Below are 13975 nucleotides of genomic sequence, written 5' to 3' on the forward strand. Positions count from 1 at the left end.
CTGGAGCGACGTCGACGTGTCGTCAGTCGAGGGAGCCGAGCTGTTCGGCTCGCGCCAGGACCTCGCGCAGCGGTAGCCCGAGCGATGCGGCAGCGCGCCGGGCGTCGTCGTGCTCGGCCTTGACGCGGTGCCCGCTCACCTTGAGCCGGATCTCGTGGCCGTCGACCTCGACGCTGCGCTCGACGCGCTGCTGCGGCCACCGCCGCACCACCGAGGCCCGTACTCCCAGCGTGCCGGTCTCGTCGATCAGCACCCGACGCGTCTGCTCGAACGCAGCGTCGTCGCACAGCGCGCTGACGGTGTGGGCGGGGCGGCCCTTCTTCATGACGATCGGGGTGACCCACGCGTCGTGGGCGCCGGCGGCGAGGAGCGAGGTGATCGTGTGCGCGAGCACCTCGCCGGTGACGTCGTCGACGTTCGCCTCGAGCAGGTGACACGGTCGGCCGGTCGAGTCGGCCTCGGGCGCGGCCACCGATTCGGAGCTGCCGACGATCGCCTGCACGACGTTGGGACGCCCCGGAGGGTCGGCGGTGCCCGCACCGAACCCGGTTGCAGCGACCGTCATGGCCGGCATCGGCCCGCATGCGTCGCCGAGCACGGTGAGGAGCGCCACGCCGGTCGGCGTCGACAGCTCCATCGTGGTGTCGACCCCGGTCGTCCGGGCGTCGGCCGCGACGAGGAGTCTCGTGACTGCCGGCACCGGGTTGGGTAGCCGACCGTGGGCGGTGTCGACCGTGCCGTGGCCGACCGCGATCGGTGAATAGGTGACTCGCTCGACGCCGAGGTCGTGCAGTGCGGCGCAGACGCCGACCACGTCGAGGATCGAGTCGAGTGCGCCGACCTCGTGGAGTTCGACGTCGTCGGGGTCCATGCCGTGGATCGCTCCCTCGACCTCGGCGAGCCGCCGGTAGACGGCGAGCGCGTTCGCGGCGACCGGTGCGGGCAGGTCGGCGTCGGCGATCAGCGCGAGCACCTCGCTCGCCGGCCGGTGCGGATGGTCGTGGTCGTGGTCGTGGTCGGGTGCGTCGATCGCGATGTTGGTCCACAACGACCCGACGCCGCACCGCTGCACCGGTTCCCACGTCGCGGCGTACCCGTCGAGACCGAGCGCGCCCCAGGCGTCCATCACGGCCAGACGGTCGGCGCCGGCGTCGATCAGCGAGGCGAGCAGCATGTCGCCGGCCACCCCGGCGCAGCAGTTGAACCAGACGGTGGGGGTCATGCCCGCAACATTCGCACGATGGCGGATGCGGCACCGAAGCCGTTGTCGATCCCGACCACGCTGACGCCGCTCGCGCACGACGCGTGCATCGCGAGCAGGGCGGTCACGCCGTCGAGTCCGGCCCCGTACCCGACCGAGGTCGGCACGGCGACGACGGGACACGAGGTGAGGCCACCGATCACGCTCACGAGGGCACCCTCCATGCCGGCGACGGCGATGATCGCGTCGGCGGAGGTGATCTCGTCGAGGTGGGCGAGCAGTCGGTGGAGCCCGGCGACGCCGACGTCGTGACGGCGGTGCGCCTCGATGCCGTAGGCGGCGAGGGTGACGGCGGCCTCGTCGGCGACAGGGATGTCGGCGGTGCCGGCGGTGATGACGAGGACCCGTCGACCGTTCGAGACGGCTGGTCGCCGCCAGAGCAGCGTGGTGCCGTGCTGTTCGGCTCCTGGATGGGCGGCGGTCAGTGCCGTGACCTGGTCGCCGTCGGCGCGGGTCACGAGCACCGGCCCCTCGCCGTGCTCCAGCAGTTCGCCCACGATCCGCACGCACTGTTCGGCCGACTTGCCCGGGCCGTAGACCGCCTCGGGGACGCCCTGCCGCAATGCTCGATGGTGGTCGACGAGAGCGTCGCCGACGTCGGCGAACGGGAGCCGTCGCAGGGTGCGCACGGCGTCGTCGGCCGACACCGACCCGTCGCGGATGCCGTCGATCAACTCACGCAGGTTCGCCTCGTCCACGCCGCCATCGTGCCAGACACATTCCGAATCGGCACAGGTCGCGGCGGGCCGGCCGCGTAGCCTCGTCTCCCATGACCAGCGAACCGTCCGTCGACCCGTCGAGCGCTCCGCCGAGCGTCGGGTTCTTCGGACCGTTCGGGACGTTCACCGAGCAGGCGCTCCGCACCCAGGTCGACCTCGTCCGAGGTGAGGTCACGGCGTTCCGCACGGTGCCCGACGTCCTCGACGCCGTCACGGCCGGCGAGATCGATCTCGGCTTCGTGCCGATCGAGAACTCGACCGAGGGCATGGTCAACTTCACGCTCGACGCGCTCGCGTTCGACCATGAACTGATCATCGTCCGCGAGGTCGTGCTCGACATCCACATGTGTCTCGCGGCACGACCGGGGACCCGCCTCGACGAGGTGACCGAGGTGCTGTCGATCCCGGTCGCGACGGCGCAGTGTCACCGGTTCCTCCGAGAGCACCTGCCGACCGCGGAGATCCGGACCGCGGTGTCGACCGCCGGCGCGGCCCAGGCGGTGAGCGACGACGAGACGCCAGGTCTCGCCGCGATCGCTCCGCAGGTGGCCGCGCAGCGGTACGGACTCGATGTACTGGCCGACAACATCGAAGACCACGAGGCCAATCAGACCCGCTTCGTGGTGGTGGCGCGGAGCGGCGTGCCGGCACCGACCGGGCACGACCGCACGGCGCTCGTGGTCTACCAGCGTGCCGACGAGCCGGGCAGTCTGATCTCGATCCTGCAGGAGTTCGCAGCCCGACGCCTGAACCTGTCGAACCTGATCTCGCGACCGACCAAATCGGGTGGGCTCGGCGACTACTGCTTCATCGTGTTCGCCGAGGGTCACGTCGCCGACGATCTGATGGCCGACACGATGCGGGCGCTGCACGCCAAGCAGGGAGCGGTGAAGTTCTTCGGGTCGTGGCCACGGGCCGATGAGCGAGCCCTCGACGCACGGGAGCACGCCGACGAACGCTGGCGTGCGGCCGACGACTGGGTCGGCGAGATCCGCCGCGGCGTCGGCACCTGAACGCTACGAGGTGACGCCGATCGGGTCGGGCACCGGACCGATTAGGTCGGGTGCCGGACACGGGTCGGGTATGGGGGCGCCGACGGTCCACGGGCGCGGGCACGGCCGGTGTTCGAGCGCGGCGATCCAGCGGGCCACGTAGTCGGTGATCGCGTAGGCGCCCGCTCGCGTGACGTGCGTGCCGTCGTGGAACCAGTCCTGCCGACCGTCGCTGTACTCGAACCAGTCCGCGAGGACCACGTCGGTGTACTGGGGCAGCGTCGTCAGTCGACGGAGGTCGACGTTGTTCTCCTGGTAGGCCCGCCGCGCCGTGTCGCGCCGCACGGTCTCGTTCTGGGTGAACCAGACGATCGTGTGTGCGCCCTTCGCTCTGGCGCCGTCGACGACCGCGTCGAACTCGCGCGGGAAGTCGCTGAACCAGTCGTTGTACCCGGCCTTGACCACGACGATGTCGAGCGTGCCGGGCGTCCCGAGGATCGCCTCGACCGCGGTGTTCGGCGTGCGGTAGGTGACGTTGCTGAAGCACGACGGTCGGAGGAGACGCCGGCACGATTCGGCGTCGATGACCGAGTCGAAACCGCGCAGGGCAGCCCACGAGTCGGTGTAGACGTCGATTCCGGCGAGCGTCGAGTCGCCGACGAGCATCACCCGCGACCGGGTCGGCGTGTTGGGCGGTGGCGGAGTGGTCGCCGCGACGGAGGCCCCGGCGAACCAACCGGCCAGGTCGACGACGAGGTCGGTGCCGGCCAGCGACCAGTACGCGAGTCCGCGGTCGCCGACACGGGTGATGGCGGTGTTGGCGATCGTGTGGTTCCAGAAGGCCGGATTGACCGCTGACGTCGCCGGCCGTGGGGCGCCGGCGGGGTATGCGGTGACGAAGCCGGCGCGGTCGGCGTCGGTGACGGTGACGTTCGTGACGACCGAGGCAGCGGCCCCTCCGGGGACGTGTGCGTCGATCGGGAGCTCGATCGCACCTCCGGGGTGTAGCCGCGGGCGGTCGATGCGTGTGTCGAGCAGCCGTGTCGGGCTCAACGGATGGAAGAGCCCGTCGGTCGTGTCGGCGGCCGTGGGCCCCGTGAACCAACCGGTCAGGTCGACGATGACGTGACCGCCGGTCAACGACCGGATCGTCAAGCCGGCCGGCGACACGGGAGCGATCAGCGATGCCGCCGTGGCCTGGCCGCTGCCGTCGAGGTTCATGAACGACGTGGTCCGCACGGGTGTACCGGCCGGCCGGACCGACAGGTAGCCGGGAGCCGGGTCGCCGACACTCGTCACGTTGACGGCCAGCGCGGTGGCGTCGGGATCGACCCCCGCCGGGAGCGGAATCGTGAGGTCGCCGTTCCGGCCGAGCGGCTTGGCGCCACCGGCGGGGGTGCGGGTGTCGACGAGCCGTCGCGTGGTGACCGAGACCAACCGCCCCGACCGCGACGACTCGGCTCGAACGAACACCCCCGACACGTCGACGACGAGTTCGCCGGGCACCAACTGGAACAGCTCGATCGCTCCGTCGTCGCCGACCGGGACGATCGTCGAATTCGACGTGACGCGATCGGTCCGCGTGTTCAGCGTCGACGCGAGCGGGCGGTCGGCTCCGCCCGGGTAGGCGGTGACGAACGCCGGTGTCGAGGTCGGGAGCGCGGTCACGGTGACGGCGACGGCCGTCGCGTCGGGTGCGATTCCCGGACGGCCCACGATGTCGACCCGGAGTGTCGAGGCGTCGAGGCGGGTGCAGCCGCATGCTCGCTCGCGGGTGTCAGCGAGTCGAAGCGGACCCACAGGCGCGTATGCGGTCGCCGCCGACGTCGCGAGCGCGTTCGCCGGGGTGTCGTCGGACGTTGCCGGAACTGCGCCGACGGAGGCCACGACGGTGGCAGCCGCGAGGAGCGTCTGTCCTACTCTTCCAGCCATGAGTGCAGCCCCCGTCTCCGTCGTCACCGGTGCCAACTCCGGCATCGGGCGTGCCACAGCCTTGCATCTGGCCGAATCCGGTCACAATGTGTTCGGAACGGTCCGATCGATCGCACGGGCGGGCAAGCTGCTCGAAGCGGCGGAGGAACGCGGGGTCGGCATCGAACTCGTCGAGCTCGACATCGCCTCCGATTCGTCGGTCCGCGATGGCTTCGCGCAGATCCTCGAACAGGCCGGCAGCGTCGACCACCTGGTCAACAACGCCGGCATCGGCGGCAACGGTGTCGTCGAGGAGACCTCGGCGGAGCGGCTGCTCGACGTCGTCAACGTCGACCTCTGCGGCGCGGTCCGATGTCTCCAGGCGGTCATGCCGGGCATGCGCGTGCGTGGGAGCGGCACCATCGTGAACATCACGTCGGTCGCCGGGCGACTGGCCGGGATCGCCCAGGCGCCGTACGTCGCGGCGAAGTGGGCGCTCGAGGGCATCAGCGAGCAACTCGCGATCGAGGTGGCCCCGTTCGGTGTGCGCGTCGCGATCATCGAGCCCGGTGTCACCAAGTCGTCGATCTTCGGCAAGAACGCCGACGCACCGAACGAATCGGGTGCGTACGGGCCCCACTACGAACGCATGCTGCAGATGTTCGCGGCCGGCTACCACCACGCGACCGACGCCGTCGAGGTCGCCCGGGTCATCCTGCACGCGATCGAGACCGACGATCCGAAGCTCCGCTACCCGGTCAGCTGGGGCGGACCCGAGATCGTCGCCGGGCGGGCGGCGATGACCGACGAGCAGTGGGTCGAGCTGGGGCGTGCGGAGACACTCGACGATTACGTCGCCCAGTTCGGCGAGTACTTCGGGCTCGACATCTCGCTCTGAGTCGGGGCCGGCGCTGGTTGGCCGACTGATGGCATCGTTGGGGCGTCGCAGGCTGCTCGACGACACGATCGTCGACGTCACGCTCGACGCGTACACATCGTCGGCAACCGCGGCCTGATGTCGAAAGGCACGTTCGTGCACGAGACATCACCCGCGTGGAGATCCACGAGTCATCCAGCGAATGGTGCCGACCCGGCCGACGAGCCGGGCCAGAGACGGGCACTGGGCAACGCGGATCGTGCAGGGACGGCCAGCGGCACATATGGGTCGATCGCGGTCGGCCAGGCCAAGATCTGAACGGCAGAACAGGAACGTGAGGCTCAGGCCGGCGCGTCCGGGAGGATGACATGACGACACGACAGGTACCCAAACCGAGCGACTTCGCCGAGCTGTTGAAGTTCCAACGGCCCACCTTGAACCGCACGCAGGCGCGGTTGGCGCGTGCCCACACGATCGCCGACCTACGCGACATCGCCAAGCGGGTCACGCCGAAGGCACCGTTCGATTACACCGACGGTGCCGCCGAGAGCGAGCTGACGCTCGCACGGGCACGACAGTCGTTCCGGGACATCGAGTTCCACCCGGCCATCCTGCGCGACGTCTCCGATGTCGACACGTCCTGCACCGTTGCCGGGGGCACGTCGGCGATGCCGTTCGGGATCGCCCCGACCGGCTTCACCCGGATGATGCACACTGCCGGCGAGCGCGCGGGGGCCGCGGCGGCCGGTGCCGCCGGGATCCCGTTCTCGCTCTCCACCGTCGGCACGACGACACCCGAGGAGGTAGCGGCCGCGAACCCGAACGGACGGAACTGGTTCCAGCTGTACATGTGGAAGGACCGCGACCGCTCGATGGCCGTGATGGAGCGGGCGGCGACGAGCGGGTTCGACACCCTGCTCGTGACCGTCGACGTGCCGGTCGCCGGTGCCCGTCTCCGCGACCGGTACAACGGGCTGACGATCCCGCCGACGCTGACCGGCCGTACGGTCCTCAACGCGATCCCGCGCGTGCGCTGGTGGTTCGATTTCCTGACCACCGAACCGATCGGGTTCTCGTCGTTCAAGAATTTCGACGGGACCGTCGCCGAACTGCTCGATTCGATGTTCGACCCGACGGTCGACTTCGACGACCTGGTGTGGATCAAGGACCAGTGGCCCGGCAAGGTCGTCGTGAAGGGCGTGCAGACGCTCGACGACGCCCGCCGATGCGTCGAGCTCGGCGTCGACGGTGTGCTGCTGTCGAACCACGGCGGCCGCCAGCTCGACCGGGCACCGGTGCCCTTCGAACTCCTGCCGTCGGTCGTGGCCGAACTCGGTGGCGACACCGAGGTGATGATCGACACCGGCATCATGTCGGGTGCCGACATCGTCGCTGCGGTCGCGCTCGGCGCCCGCTTCACACTCGTGGGCCGGGCCTACCTGTACGGGCTGATGGCGGGCGGACGTGCGGGCGTCGACCGGGCGATCGCGATCCTCTCCGACGAGATCGTGCGCACCATGAAGCTGCTCGGTGTGCGGTCGCTCGACGAACTCGAACCCGGTCACGTGACGCAACTGCGCCGCTACCTCCCGGTCACCGACTCCTGAGGGGTGCCGACCAGCCGGGGTGTGTGGCGGAACGGGGGGGATTCGAACCCCCGGACCCGTGAAGGTCGTCCGCTTTCAAGGCGGGTGCAATCGTCCACTCTGCCACCGTTCCGTCGCCCAGGTTACTGATCCGGCAGCGGCGCGCACCGGGTTCGGTTTCTGGACCGTCCGCACATAGACTCGCTGGCGGAGAAGTGCCAGAGCGGCCGAATGGGATGCCCTGCTAAGGCATTGACCGGGGTAACTCGGTCCGTGGGTTCAAATCCCACCTTCTCCGCCACGAGCCGAACCCCTTGGGGTTCGGCTCGTTTCGCGTTCGGGTCCGTGCCCGCGATGCGCTGCTCAGGCGTTGAACGGGGTGACTCGGTCCGTGGGTTCACATCCCACCTTCTCCGCCACGACGACCGCGAGCACCGCGATCGAGTTGCTTACAACGGTGTCATTTGGTTGCGGTTCGATGACGACGATGTTGCGGTTTGATGACGGAACGAGTAGACCTGGGGTTCGCACGTCGGCAACCGACGGGCGTGACCACACACCGAACACCCCACGATTCGATGCGACGTTCCGACGACACCTCTCCGTTCGATCACGAACACGAGACCAGCGCCGACCTGACCCAGGAGTTCTGGGGTGCCGATCACCGGCACGACCGATGGGCGCAGGGCGACCGGTCGACCCGCCGCAATCGCCGGGTCGACGACACCGGTTCGATGCGGGCGCTGCGAGACGGCGTGGCCGCCTTCCGTCCCCAGCGGGTGGAACTGCGCGACCCGACCGGACAGGTCCGGCGCACACGAGCGCACGGTGCGCCTCGGCCCACAGCTCCGTCGATGTCCGATCGGCGTGCGCACGCCACGATCGGGGATCTCGCCGCCGGCCACTTCGACGATCGTCTCGACCTCGACCGCGACGACGACCGCGACCACGACCATGACCTGCCGCTGACGCCGGTCGGCCCAGCGACACAGCGCCTCGGGCTCGGTGCGGTCGACCCGCTGCTCACCCGCCTCGGCGCGCTCGTACTGGTCGGGGTGCTGCTCGTCCCGCTGGCCCTGGCGCTGCGACCGTCGTCTCCCGAGGGGCCCGATACGTTCCAGATCGACGCGCCCGTCGAGCAGGGCGGCGTCGCGGCGGGTGCCGCCCCGGTCGCCGACACCGCACCGTCAGCGACCGACCCGTCCATCGCCGTCGACGGCGAAGCGTCGGCCCCGACCGACGCGGCCTCGGCATCGGAGACGACCGCCGTCGTCGCCTCGTCGGCCGCGCCGGGCGTCTCCTCCTCGGACACGACGACGTCCACCGAAGCGGCGGCGAACGCCACTTCCTCCACGGCGGTGTCCGTCGGCGACGCGACCGAGAGCGTCGACTCGGGTATCTCCGGTGCGGCCACCGCCGAGGTCGCCGCCGAGCGGATCGTCCCCGAGTGCCCGCAGACCTACACCGCTGCCCCCGGCGACTCGTGGTATGGCATCGCCGACGCCGCCGGTGTCTCGCCCACCGCATTGATGGCCGAGAACTTGGCGACCGTCCACACCGTCATCCTCGCCGGTGACGACATCTGCCTGCCGAGCGGCGCCACCATGCCGACGCCGCCGACAACCACCCCGACGACCACGCCGACCGACACGACCACGCCGACCGACACGACCACGCCGACCGACACGACCACGCCGGCCGCGCCGACCACGACCGACGCGCCGACCACGACGGTGGCGTCGACGACGCCGTCCGGTTCTCCCGGCACCGGCGCCTCGGTCGACGAGGTCAAGGCCGTCATCCGCAGCATCTTCCCGGAGAGCGAGTGGGACACGGCGTTCACGATCGCCGACCGAGAGAGCCGCTTCGTCCCGACCGCCTACAACGGGTGGTGCTGCTACGGGGTGTTCCAGATCTACTGGAACGTGCACCGGAGCTGGCTCGACGATCTGGGGATCACCTCGTCGTCCGATCTGTACGACCCGCTCCTCAACGTGCGGGCGGCGTACGCGATCTGGCAGCGCGCCGGCAACAGCTGGTCCCCCTGGTCGACCTACGACGGCTGACCTGACCGAAGCGTCGCGGACGGTCGTTGCGGATCCGAGTGGGGTTCGTCGTCCGACCGGTCTAGAATCTTCCCCGCTCAGCGCCCGTAGCTCAACGGATAGAGCATCTGACTACGGATCAGAAGGTTTGGGGTTCGAATCCCTACGGGCGCGCTGACCGGATCCACGGATCTACCAGGTCCGATACCGAACGAGGGCCCCGCCGAGAGGCGGGGCCCTCGTGCGTTCTCGCCCAGGGCTTCACGAGGTCCGCAGGACGTGATGCCGAGCGCGCACCCCGGAGGCTGCGATGTGTTGCTGTCGGGGACGCACCATCCTCGAGTCGCGCGTGGACCAACGTGAGCGAGCGCAGACGTTTGCGGGCGCTCGAATCAGGGTACGGAGCGGACGAGGCGGTCGGGCGACGAACCACCGCCCGGCCCTGACCGACGAGGAGGCCCCGATTGGCAGACGTCGCGATCATCACCGAAGCATGCATCGACACGAAGGATCGCGCGTGCGTCGAAGTGTGCCCGGTGCAGTGCATCTACGAGTACGACCCCGGACAAGGGGTGCTGTTCGCCGAGGATCAACCCGACGCGGGGGTGGTGAACACCCATCAGCCGGCCCCGGACGCGATCGGCATCTTCGCCGACACGTTGCTCTACGTCAACGTCGACGAATGCACGGCGTGCACGGCCTGCTACGAACCGGGCGTGTGCCCGGTGGGCGCCATCTATTCCGCCGACCTGGTCCCGGACGGTTCCGCTTCCGCCAAGTACAACGACGACGACCCACATGCCGGACACGACCACACGTTCTTCCTCGAGCACACCCGCGCCGTGTTCGCCGACTGAACTCGTCGGCCGCGGCGAGACCAGCCGGGCACCGGTGTTCTGACGCCGATCACTTCCGCAGACGGGTCACGACGACGGTCGATGGCGCTCCGGATGGAGTCTCGGCGCCAGCGCGAACGAGGCCAACCAGAACGCAACGCCCGTTGCCGCGACGATCGACAGCACGGCGCACGACCGGGAGACCTCCCGACGTCCGGGGTTCGATTTCGGACGGAACATCAGACGTCCCCATCCCCCCGTTCGTCGGGTCCATCGGCGAAGTCGTCTGGGTCGGCCGAGTCGATGAACGATCTGAACTCTTGGGTGATCCGATCGATCTCGTCGTCGGTGAACGGCTGCGACGGGTCCTGCATGATCGCCACCGATGCTGCATCGAACACCTCGCGACGCACCGTCACCGGAGCATCGACCCGCAGCGCCAGCGCCAGACCGTCACTGGGCCGGGCGTCGATCCTCCGATCGCCGTGTTCGGTGTGCAGCCCCAGTTCGGCGATGAACGTCCGTTCGGCCATCGCGACGATCGCGAGATCGCTGACCTCGGCGCCCGCCGCGTCCATCGCAGCGACGAACAGATCGTGGGTGGTGGGTCGAGGAAGCTCGACGTCGGCGAGCGCGAAGCCGATCGCCTGAGCCTCGGTCGGCCCGATGAAAATGGGCAGCACGCGATCGGACGCCTCGAGTCGCCCGAGCAGCACGATCGACAGTCCCGTCGACGGCTCGACCTGCAATCCGAGCACCTCCACGGGCATCGCCTCGCCCGGCGCGTCCCCGTGATCGTGGTCCGGCATCATCCTGTGTCCTCCTCCATACCGCGCGACTACCCCGATCGAGCATCGGGCAGACGCGTCCGGTGATCGCCGACGGGCCCCCGGCCGGACGTCCGAACGGATTCGCCCGGCTACGCGGCGTCGACGCGGACCGCGCTTCGGAGCCGGCGGAGCGCGGACTTGAGCAGGCGCGACACCTGCACCTGGCCGATGCCGAGTTCCGAACCGATGTCCTTCTGGGTCCGATCCTCGAAGTAGTACCAGTAGAGGACCTTCTTCGATCGTGTGTCGAGGTTCTGTACGAGCCTCACCACGTCCAGCCGCTCCACAGGCTCCGGCAGCTGCAGGTTCGTGGCGACCAGGCGGTCGGCGATGTTGCCGTGTTCGCCGTCCTCACGGTCGATCGACGTCGTTCGGTACGCGGCGTTCGCGTGCAGGGTCGTCGTGACTGCGTCCCGGTCGAGGTTGGCACGTTGCGCGATCTCCTCGTCGGTCGGCGGGCGTCCGAGTCGTTGCTCGAGCCGCTCGCTCGTGCCCAGCACGAGCGAGCGGAGGTCCTTCGACGTACGTGAGACCGACAGCGCCCACGTCCGGTCGCGGAAGTGTCGACGGATCTCCCCGTCGATGGTCGGGCGTGCGTAGCTCTCGAACGTGGTCGGACGGTCCGGCTCGTACCGGTCGGCAGCCTTCACCAGACCGAGCCGGGCGACCTGCGTGAGGTCGCTGAGCGGTTCCCCACGTCCGCTGAACCGTCGTGCACACTGTTCTGCGAACCAGTTGTACTCCTCGACGATGCGATTTCGCAGTTCGACATCGCCGGTTCGGCGGTATCGGCGGGCAATTCGGTCGACGTTGCACGACGCCGACAGTGACTTCGTAGGCATTCGGGACCTCCGGCACGGATCTCGGGCGAATGATGCGACGTCAGCGCCGTGCCGTCGCTGCTCGTCGCGTCGACGACGCGATCAAGGTCCAGGACCGGTCGAGGTCTTCAAGGTTCCCCGATGTGCGCCGGCTCAAACCTTGGTGACGCGAACGTCGCGCTGGTGCTCGATGCCGGCGACCACGGTCGACGCCGGCGGCGCCCGGGTCGCGACGTGGGTGCGTGGTCCGTCCGACGGTTGCCGATCCTGCCTGGCGGGTAGGTGTCGGTCCGTGAGCGAGCACACACGCCGATCGACACCGACGTCGACCATGTCCCGGCCCGATGCTGGGAGGACGCGATGACCGGGCCACCGGGCGACGACGACCCGACACTCGACCAACCCGGAGCGGAAGACGGCGCGATCGACGAGACCGAGCGCCGCGCCGTCGAACGTTCGACGTCGGAGGTGCTGGGAGCCGGAGTCCGCCGGGACGGACACGGCGAGATCGTGCCCGACCCCTATCCGTCGGGCGACGAGGATGAACCGGACCACGACGTACTGGATGAGCATCGTGACGACGTTGACGTCGTCACCGGGCAATCCGGTGTCGGACGGCGCGCGGCCGACACGCAGGGCTTGACGACGGCCGACGCAGACACAGAGAGCGCAGACACGCACGACGAGACCGGCGACGCGGTGACGGAGTGAGCGGCTGCCCGGGCGTCCGGTGAGCGAGTGGACTGAACCGCGCGGGCGAGCTGCGGGGTTGTGACCGCCGGATCGCGGGTAGTCCAGTCGACGTGACCGACGCACGACTCGACGCCACCTTGCACGCCACCGACTTCGGCATCACCGTCGTCAGCGACATCGGGTGTCCGTGGGCGCACGTGGCGATCCACCGGCTCGAACGTGAGCGCCTCCGTCGGGGTTTGGACGTCGAGCTGCCGGTCGACCATCGCGCCTTTCCGCTCGAGCTCATCAACGGCCGGCCGACGCCGAAAGAGGTGCTCGACCGGGAGATTCCACTCTGTGAGCGTCTCGAACCCGACGCCGGCTGGGGGCAACCGCTCGACCCGTGGTCGTTTCCCGTGTCCACGTTGCCGGCCCTCGAAGCGGTACAGGCCGCCAAGGAGCAGGGGGCGGCGCAGAGCGCGGCACTCGACCTCGCGCTGCGGCGCGCGATGTTCGCCGAGTGGCGTTGCATCGCCGTCTTCCCGGTGGTTCTCGAGGTCGCGGCCGAGGTCGAGGATCTCGATGTCGACCGGTTGAGCGTCGAGATCCGCACCGGTCGACCGCGTGCCGAACTCTGGGCGGACCTCGACCAGCTCGCGACCGAGGTGCCGGGCAGTCCGACATTCGTGCTTCCGGATGGTTCGATCGTCCACAACCCGGGCGTCGAGATCGGTACCGACGACGACGGATGGCCGACCGTCGAGCGGGACGAACCCGAAGCGATCGCCGACCTGGTCACGGCAGCGCTGGCGGTCGGTCGCGCCGACTGAGCGACAGCCGGCACCTCCCGTGATCGAACACGGTCACGGATCGGTGATCAGCCGAGGTCGGGCTCCGGGACGACGAGAAGTGGCACCTCGCTGACGCGCCGGAGATCGTCGACCACCGAATCGTCGAAGAGGCGACCGAACCACCCGCGCTGGTGGGCGCCGAGCACGACCACGTCGACGTCGTGCTCGCTCGCCACGGCACCGATCGCCGTGGCCGGATCGCCCACTTCACCGACCGGAGCTGCGTCGACGCCGAGTGCTGCGACCTGCTGTGCGGCAACGAGGCGTGCATCGTTGATGGCATCCTGCGTTCCGGCACCCCCGTCGAGCCGCATCGCCGACACGACCGGGACCGGCGGGTAGGGGTAGCCGTAGATCGGACCCCAGCGCGGGGTCGACCCGTGGGCGGCCGGCTCGACGTGTACGGCGAGGTAGGTCGCGTCGGGCCCGAACAGCGACACCGCGGTCAGCGCGGCGAAGTGCGCAGCATCGGTCTCGTCGATGGCCAACAGCACGGTCGTCATGAGGACCAGCTACCCGATTGGAGCGAGTTTGATTCATGGTCCTGCCCGGCCGCCGGCCGTCGCAGCCG

At 69.5% G+C, this 13975-nt stretch carries 13 protein-coding genes and 3 tRNA genes; 9 read left to right on the forward strand and 7 right to left on the reverse strand.

What is annotated here, in order from left to right:
- Window positions 1-22 precede the first annotated feature (22 nt).
- The gene (gene larC, locus R8G01_17360; GenBank protein ID MDW3215771.1) at window positions 23-1222 is read right to left on the reverse strand and encodes a nickel pincer cofactor biosynthesis protein LarC; all 1200 of its coding nucleotides are present in this window, start codon (window positions 1220-1222) and stop codon (window positions 23-25) included.
- Complete coding sequence (gene larB, locus R8G01_17365; GenBank protein MDW3215772.1) at window positions 1219-1959, reverse strand: nickel pincer cofactor biosynthesis protein LarB; 741 nt, start codon at window positions 1957-1959, stop codon at window positions 1219-1221. Before larB ends, larC begins: the two co-directional genes overlap by 4 nt.
- A gap of 71 nt (window positions 1960-2030) precedes the next feature.
- On the opposite strand from larB, the gene pheA reads away from it, so the two are divergent.
- Entirely contained in the window at window positions 2031-2993 is a 963-nt protein-coding gene (pheA, locus tag R8G01_17370; protein MDW3215773.1) for a prephenate dehydratase, read from the forward strand.
- Between the two features lie 3 nt (window positions 2994-2996).
- Here pheA and R8G01_17375 read toward each other — a convergent pair whose 3' ends face one another.
- Complete coding sequence (locus tag R8G01_17375; GenBank protein MDW3215774.1) at window positions 2997-4904, reverse strand: hypothetical protein; 1908 nt, start codon at window positions 4902-4904, stop codon at window positions 2997-2999.
- On the opposite strand from R8G01_17375, the gene R8G01_17380 reads away from it, so the two are divergent.
- Window positions 4903-5781 carry an SDR family oxidoreductase gene (locus tag R8G01_17380; protein MDW3215775.1) on the forward strand — a complete coding sequence of 293 codons (879 nt, stop codon included), beginning with the start codon at window positions 4903-4905 and terminating at the stop codon, window positions 5779-5781. The two genes, R8G01_17375 and R8G01_17380, sit on opposite strands and share 2 nt — an antisense overlap.
- Window positions 5782-6128: 347 nt before the next feature.
- A complete protein-coding gene (locus tag R8G01_17385; GenBank protein ID MDW3215776.1) occupies window positions 6129-7367 on the forward strand; it encodes an alpha-hydroxy acid oxidase in 1239 nt (412 codons plus the stop codon).
- Window positions 7368-7391: 24 nt separating this feature from the next.
- On the opposite strand, the gene R8G01_17390 is transcribed toward R8G01_17385, so the two are convergent.
- Window positions 7392-7479: transfer RNA gene (locus R8G01_17390), tRNA-Ser, on the reverse strand.
- Between the two features lie 76 nt (window positions 7480-7555).
- Between R8G01_17390 and R8G01_17395 the strand changes: the two genes are divergently transcribed.
- The 4 genes from R8G01_17395 to R8G01_17410 all read left to right on the forward strand — a co-directional run bounded on the left by R8G01_17395 (window position 7556) and on the right by R8G01_17410 (window position 10248).
- Window positions 7556-7647: transfer RNA gene (locus tag R8G01_17395), tRNA-Ser, on the forward strand.
- A gap of 277 nt (window positions 7648-7924) precedes the next feature.
- Window positions 7925-9412 (forward strand): LysM peptidoglycan-binding domain-containing protein, encoded by a 1488-nt coding sequence (locus tag R8G01_17400; protein ID MDW3215777.1) that lies wholly within the window; start codon window positions 7925-7927, stop codon window positions 9410-9412.
- An 80-nt stretch (window positions 9413-9492) separates the two neighbouring features.
- Window positions 9493-9565 (forward strand) — tRNA-Arg (locus R8G01_17405).
- 290 nt (window positions 9566-9855) lie between these two features.
- The gene (locus tag R8G01_17410) at window positions 9856-10248 is read left to right on the forward strand and encodes a ferredoxin family protein (protein MDW3215778.1); all 393 of its coding nucleotides are present in this window, start codon (window positions 9856-9858) and stop codon (window positions 10246-10248) included.
- 218 nt (window positions 10249-10466) lie between these two features.
- On the opposite strand, the gene R8G01_17415 is transcribed toward R8G01_17410, so the two are convergent.
- Window positions 10467-11039 (reverse strand): bifunctional nuclease family protein, encoded by a 573-nt coding sequence (locus R8G01_17415; protein ID MDW3215779.1) that lies wholly within the window; start codon window positions 11037-11039, stop codon window positions 10467-10469.
- Window positions 11040-11146: 107 nt separating this feature from the next.
- Complete coding sequence (locus tag R8G01_17420; GenBank protein MDW3215780.1) at window positions 11147-11899, reverse strand: sigma-70 family RNA polymerase sigma factor; 753 nt, start codon at window positions 11897-11899, stop codon at window positions 11147-11149.
- A 339-nt stretch (window positions 11900-12238) separates the two neighbouring features.
- Here R8G01_17420 and R8G01_17425 point away from each other — a divergent pair, with 339 nt between their 5' ends.
- Together R8G01_17425 and R8G01_17430 are read left to right on the forward strand one after the other, a co-directional pair.
- A complete protein-coding gene (locus R8G01_17425; protein MDW3215781.1) occupies window positions 12239-12589 on the forward strand; it encodes a hypothetical protein in 351 nt (116 codons plus the stop codon).
- A 92-nt stretch (window positions 12590-12681) separates the two neighbouring features.
- Window positions 12682-13383 carry a hypothetical protein gene (locus tag R8G01_17430; GenBank protein ID MDW3215782.1) on the forward strand — a complete coding sequence of 234 codons (702 nt, stop codon included), beginning with the start codon at window positions 12682-12684 and terminating at the stop codon, window positions 13381-13383.
- A gap of 47 nt (window positions 13384-13430) precedes the next feature.
- Here the strand turns inward: R8G01_17430 and R8G01_17435 are convergent, their stop codons facing one another.
- Window positions 13431-13907: a universal stress protein gene (locus tag R8G01_17435; GenBank protein ID MDW3215783.1), complete on the reverse strand. Its 477-nt coding sequence runs from the start codon at window positions 13905-13907 to the stop codon at window positions 13431-13433.
- Between the last annotated feature and the right edge of the window lie 68 nt (window positions 13908-13975).

This window comes from Ilumatobacteraceae bacterium (genome assembly GCA_033344875.1).
Classification (GTDB): Bacteria; Actinomycetota; Acidimicrobiia; order Acidimicrobiales; family Ilumatobacteraceae; genus Ilumatobacter.

Coding starts and splice junctions, on each gene's coding strand:
- larC (MDW3215771.1), bottom strand. CDS start 1,222: ATGACCCCCACCGTCTGGTTCAACTGCTGCGCCGGGGTGGCCGGCGAC.
- R8G01_17435 (MDW3215783.1), bottom strand. CDS start 13,907: ATGACGACCGTGCTGTTGGCCATCGACGAGACCGATGCTGCGCACTTC.
- R8G01_17380 (MDW3215775.1), top strand. CDS start 4,903: ATGAGTGCAGCCCCCGTCTCCGTCGTCACCGGTGCCAACTCCGGCATC.
- R8G01_17420 (MDW3215780.1), bottom strand. CDS start 11,899: ATGCCTACGAAGTCACTGTCGGCGTCGTGCAACGTCGACCGAATTGCC.
- pheA (MDW3215773.1), top strand. CDS start 2,031: ATGACCAGCGAACCGTCCGTCGACCCGTCGAGCGCTCCGCCGAGCGTC.
- R8G01_17400 (MDW3215777.1), top strand. CDS start 7,925: ATGCGACGTTCCGACGACACCTCTCCGTTCGATCACGAACACGAGACC.
- R8G01_17425 (MDW3215781.1), top strand. CDS start 12,239: ATGACCGGGCCACCGGGCGACGACGACCCGACACTCGACCAACCCGGA.
- R8G01_17375 (MDW3215774.1), bottom strand. CDS start 4,904: ATGGCTGGAAGAGTAGGACAGACGCTCCTCGCGGCTGCCACCGTCGTG.
- R8G01_17415 (MDW3215779.1), bottom strand. CDS start 11,039: ATGATGCCGGACCACGATCACGGGGACGCGCCGGGCGAGGCGATGCCC.
- R8G01_17385 (MDW3215776.1), top strand. CDS start 6,129: ATGACGACACGACAGGTACCCAAACCGAGCGACTTCGCCGAGCTGTTG.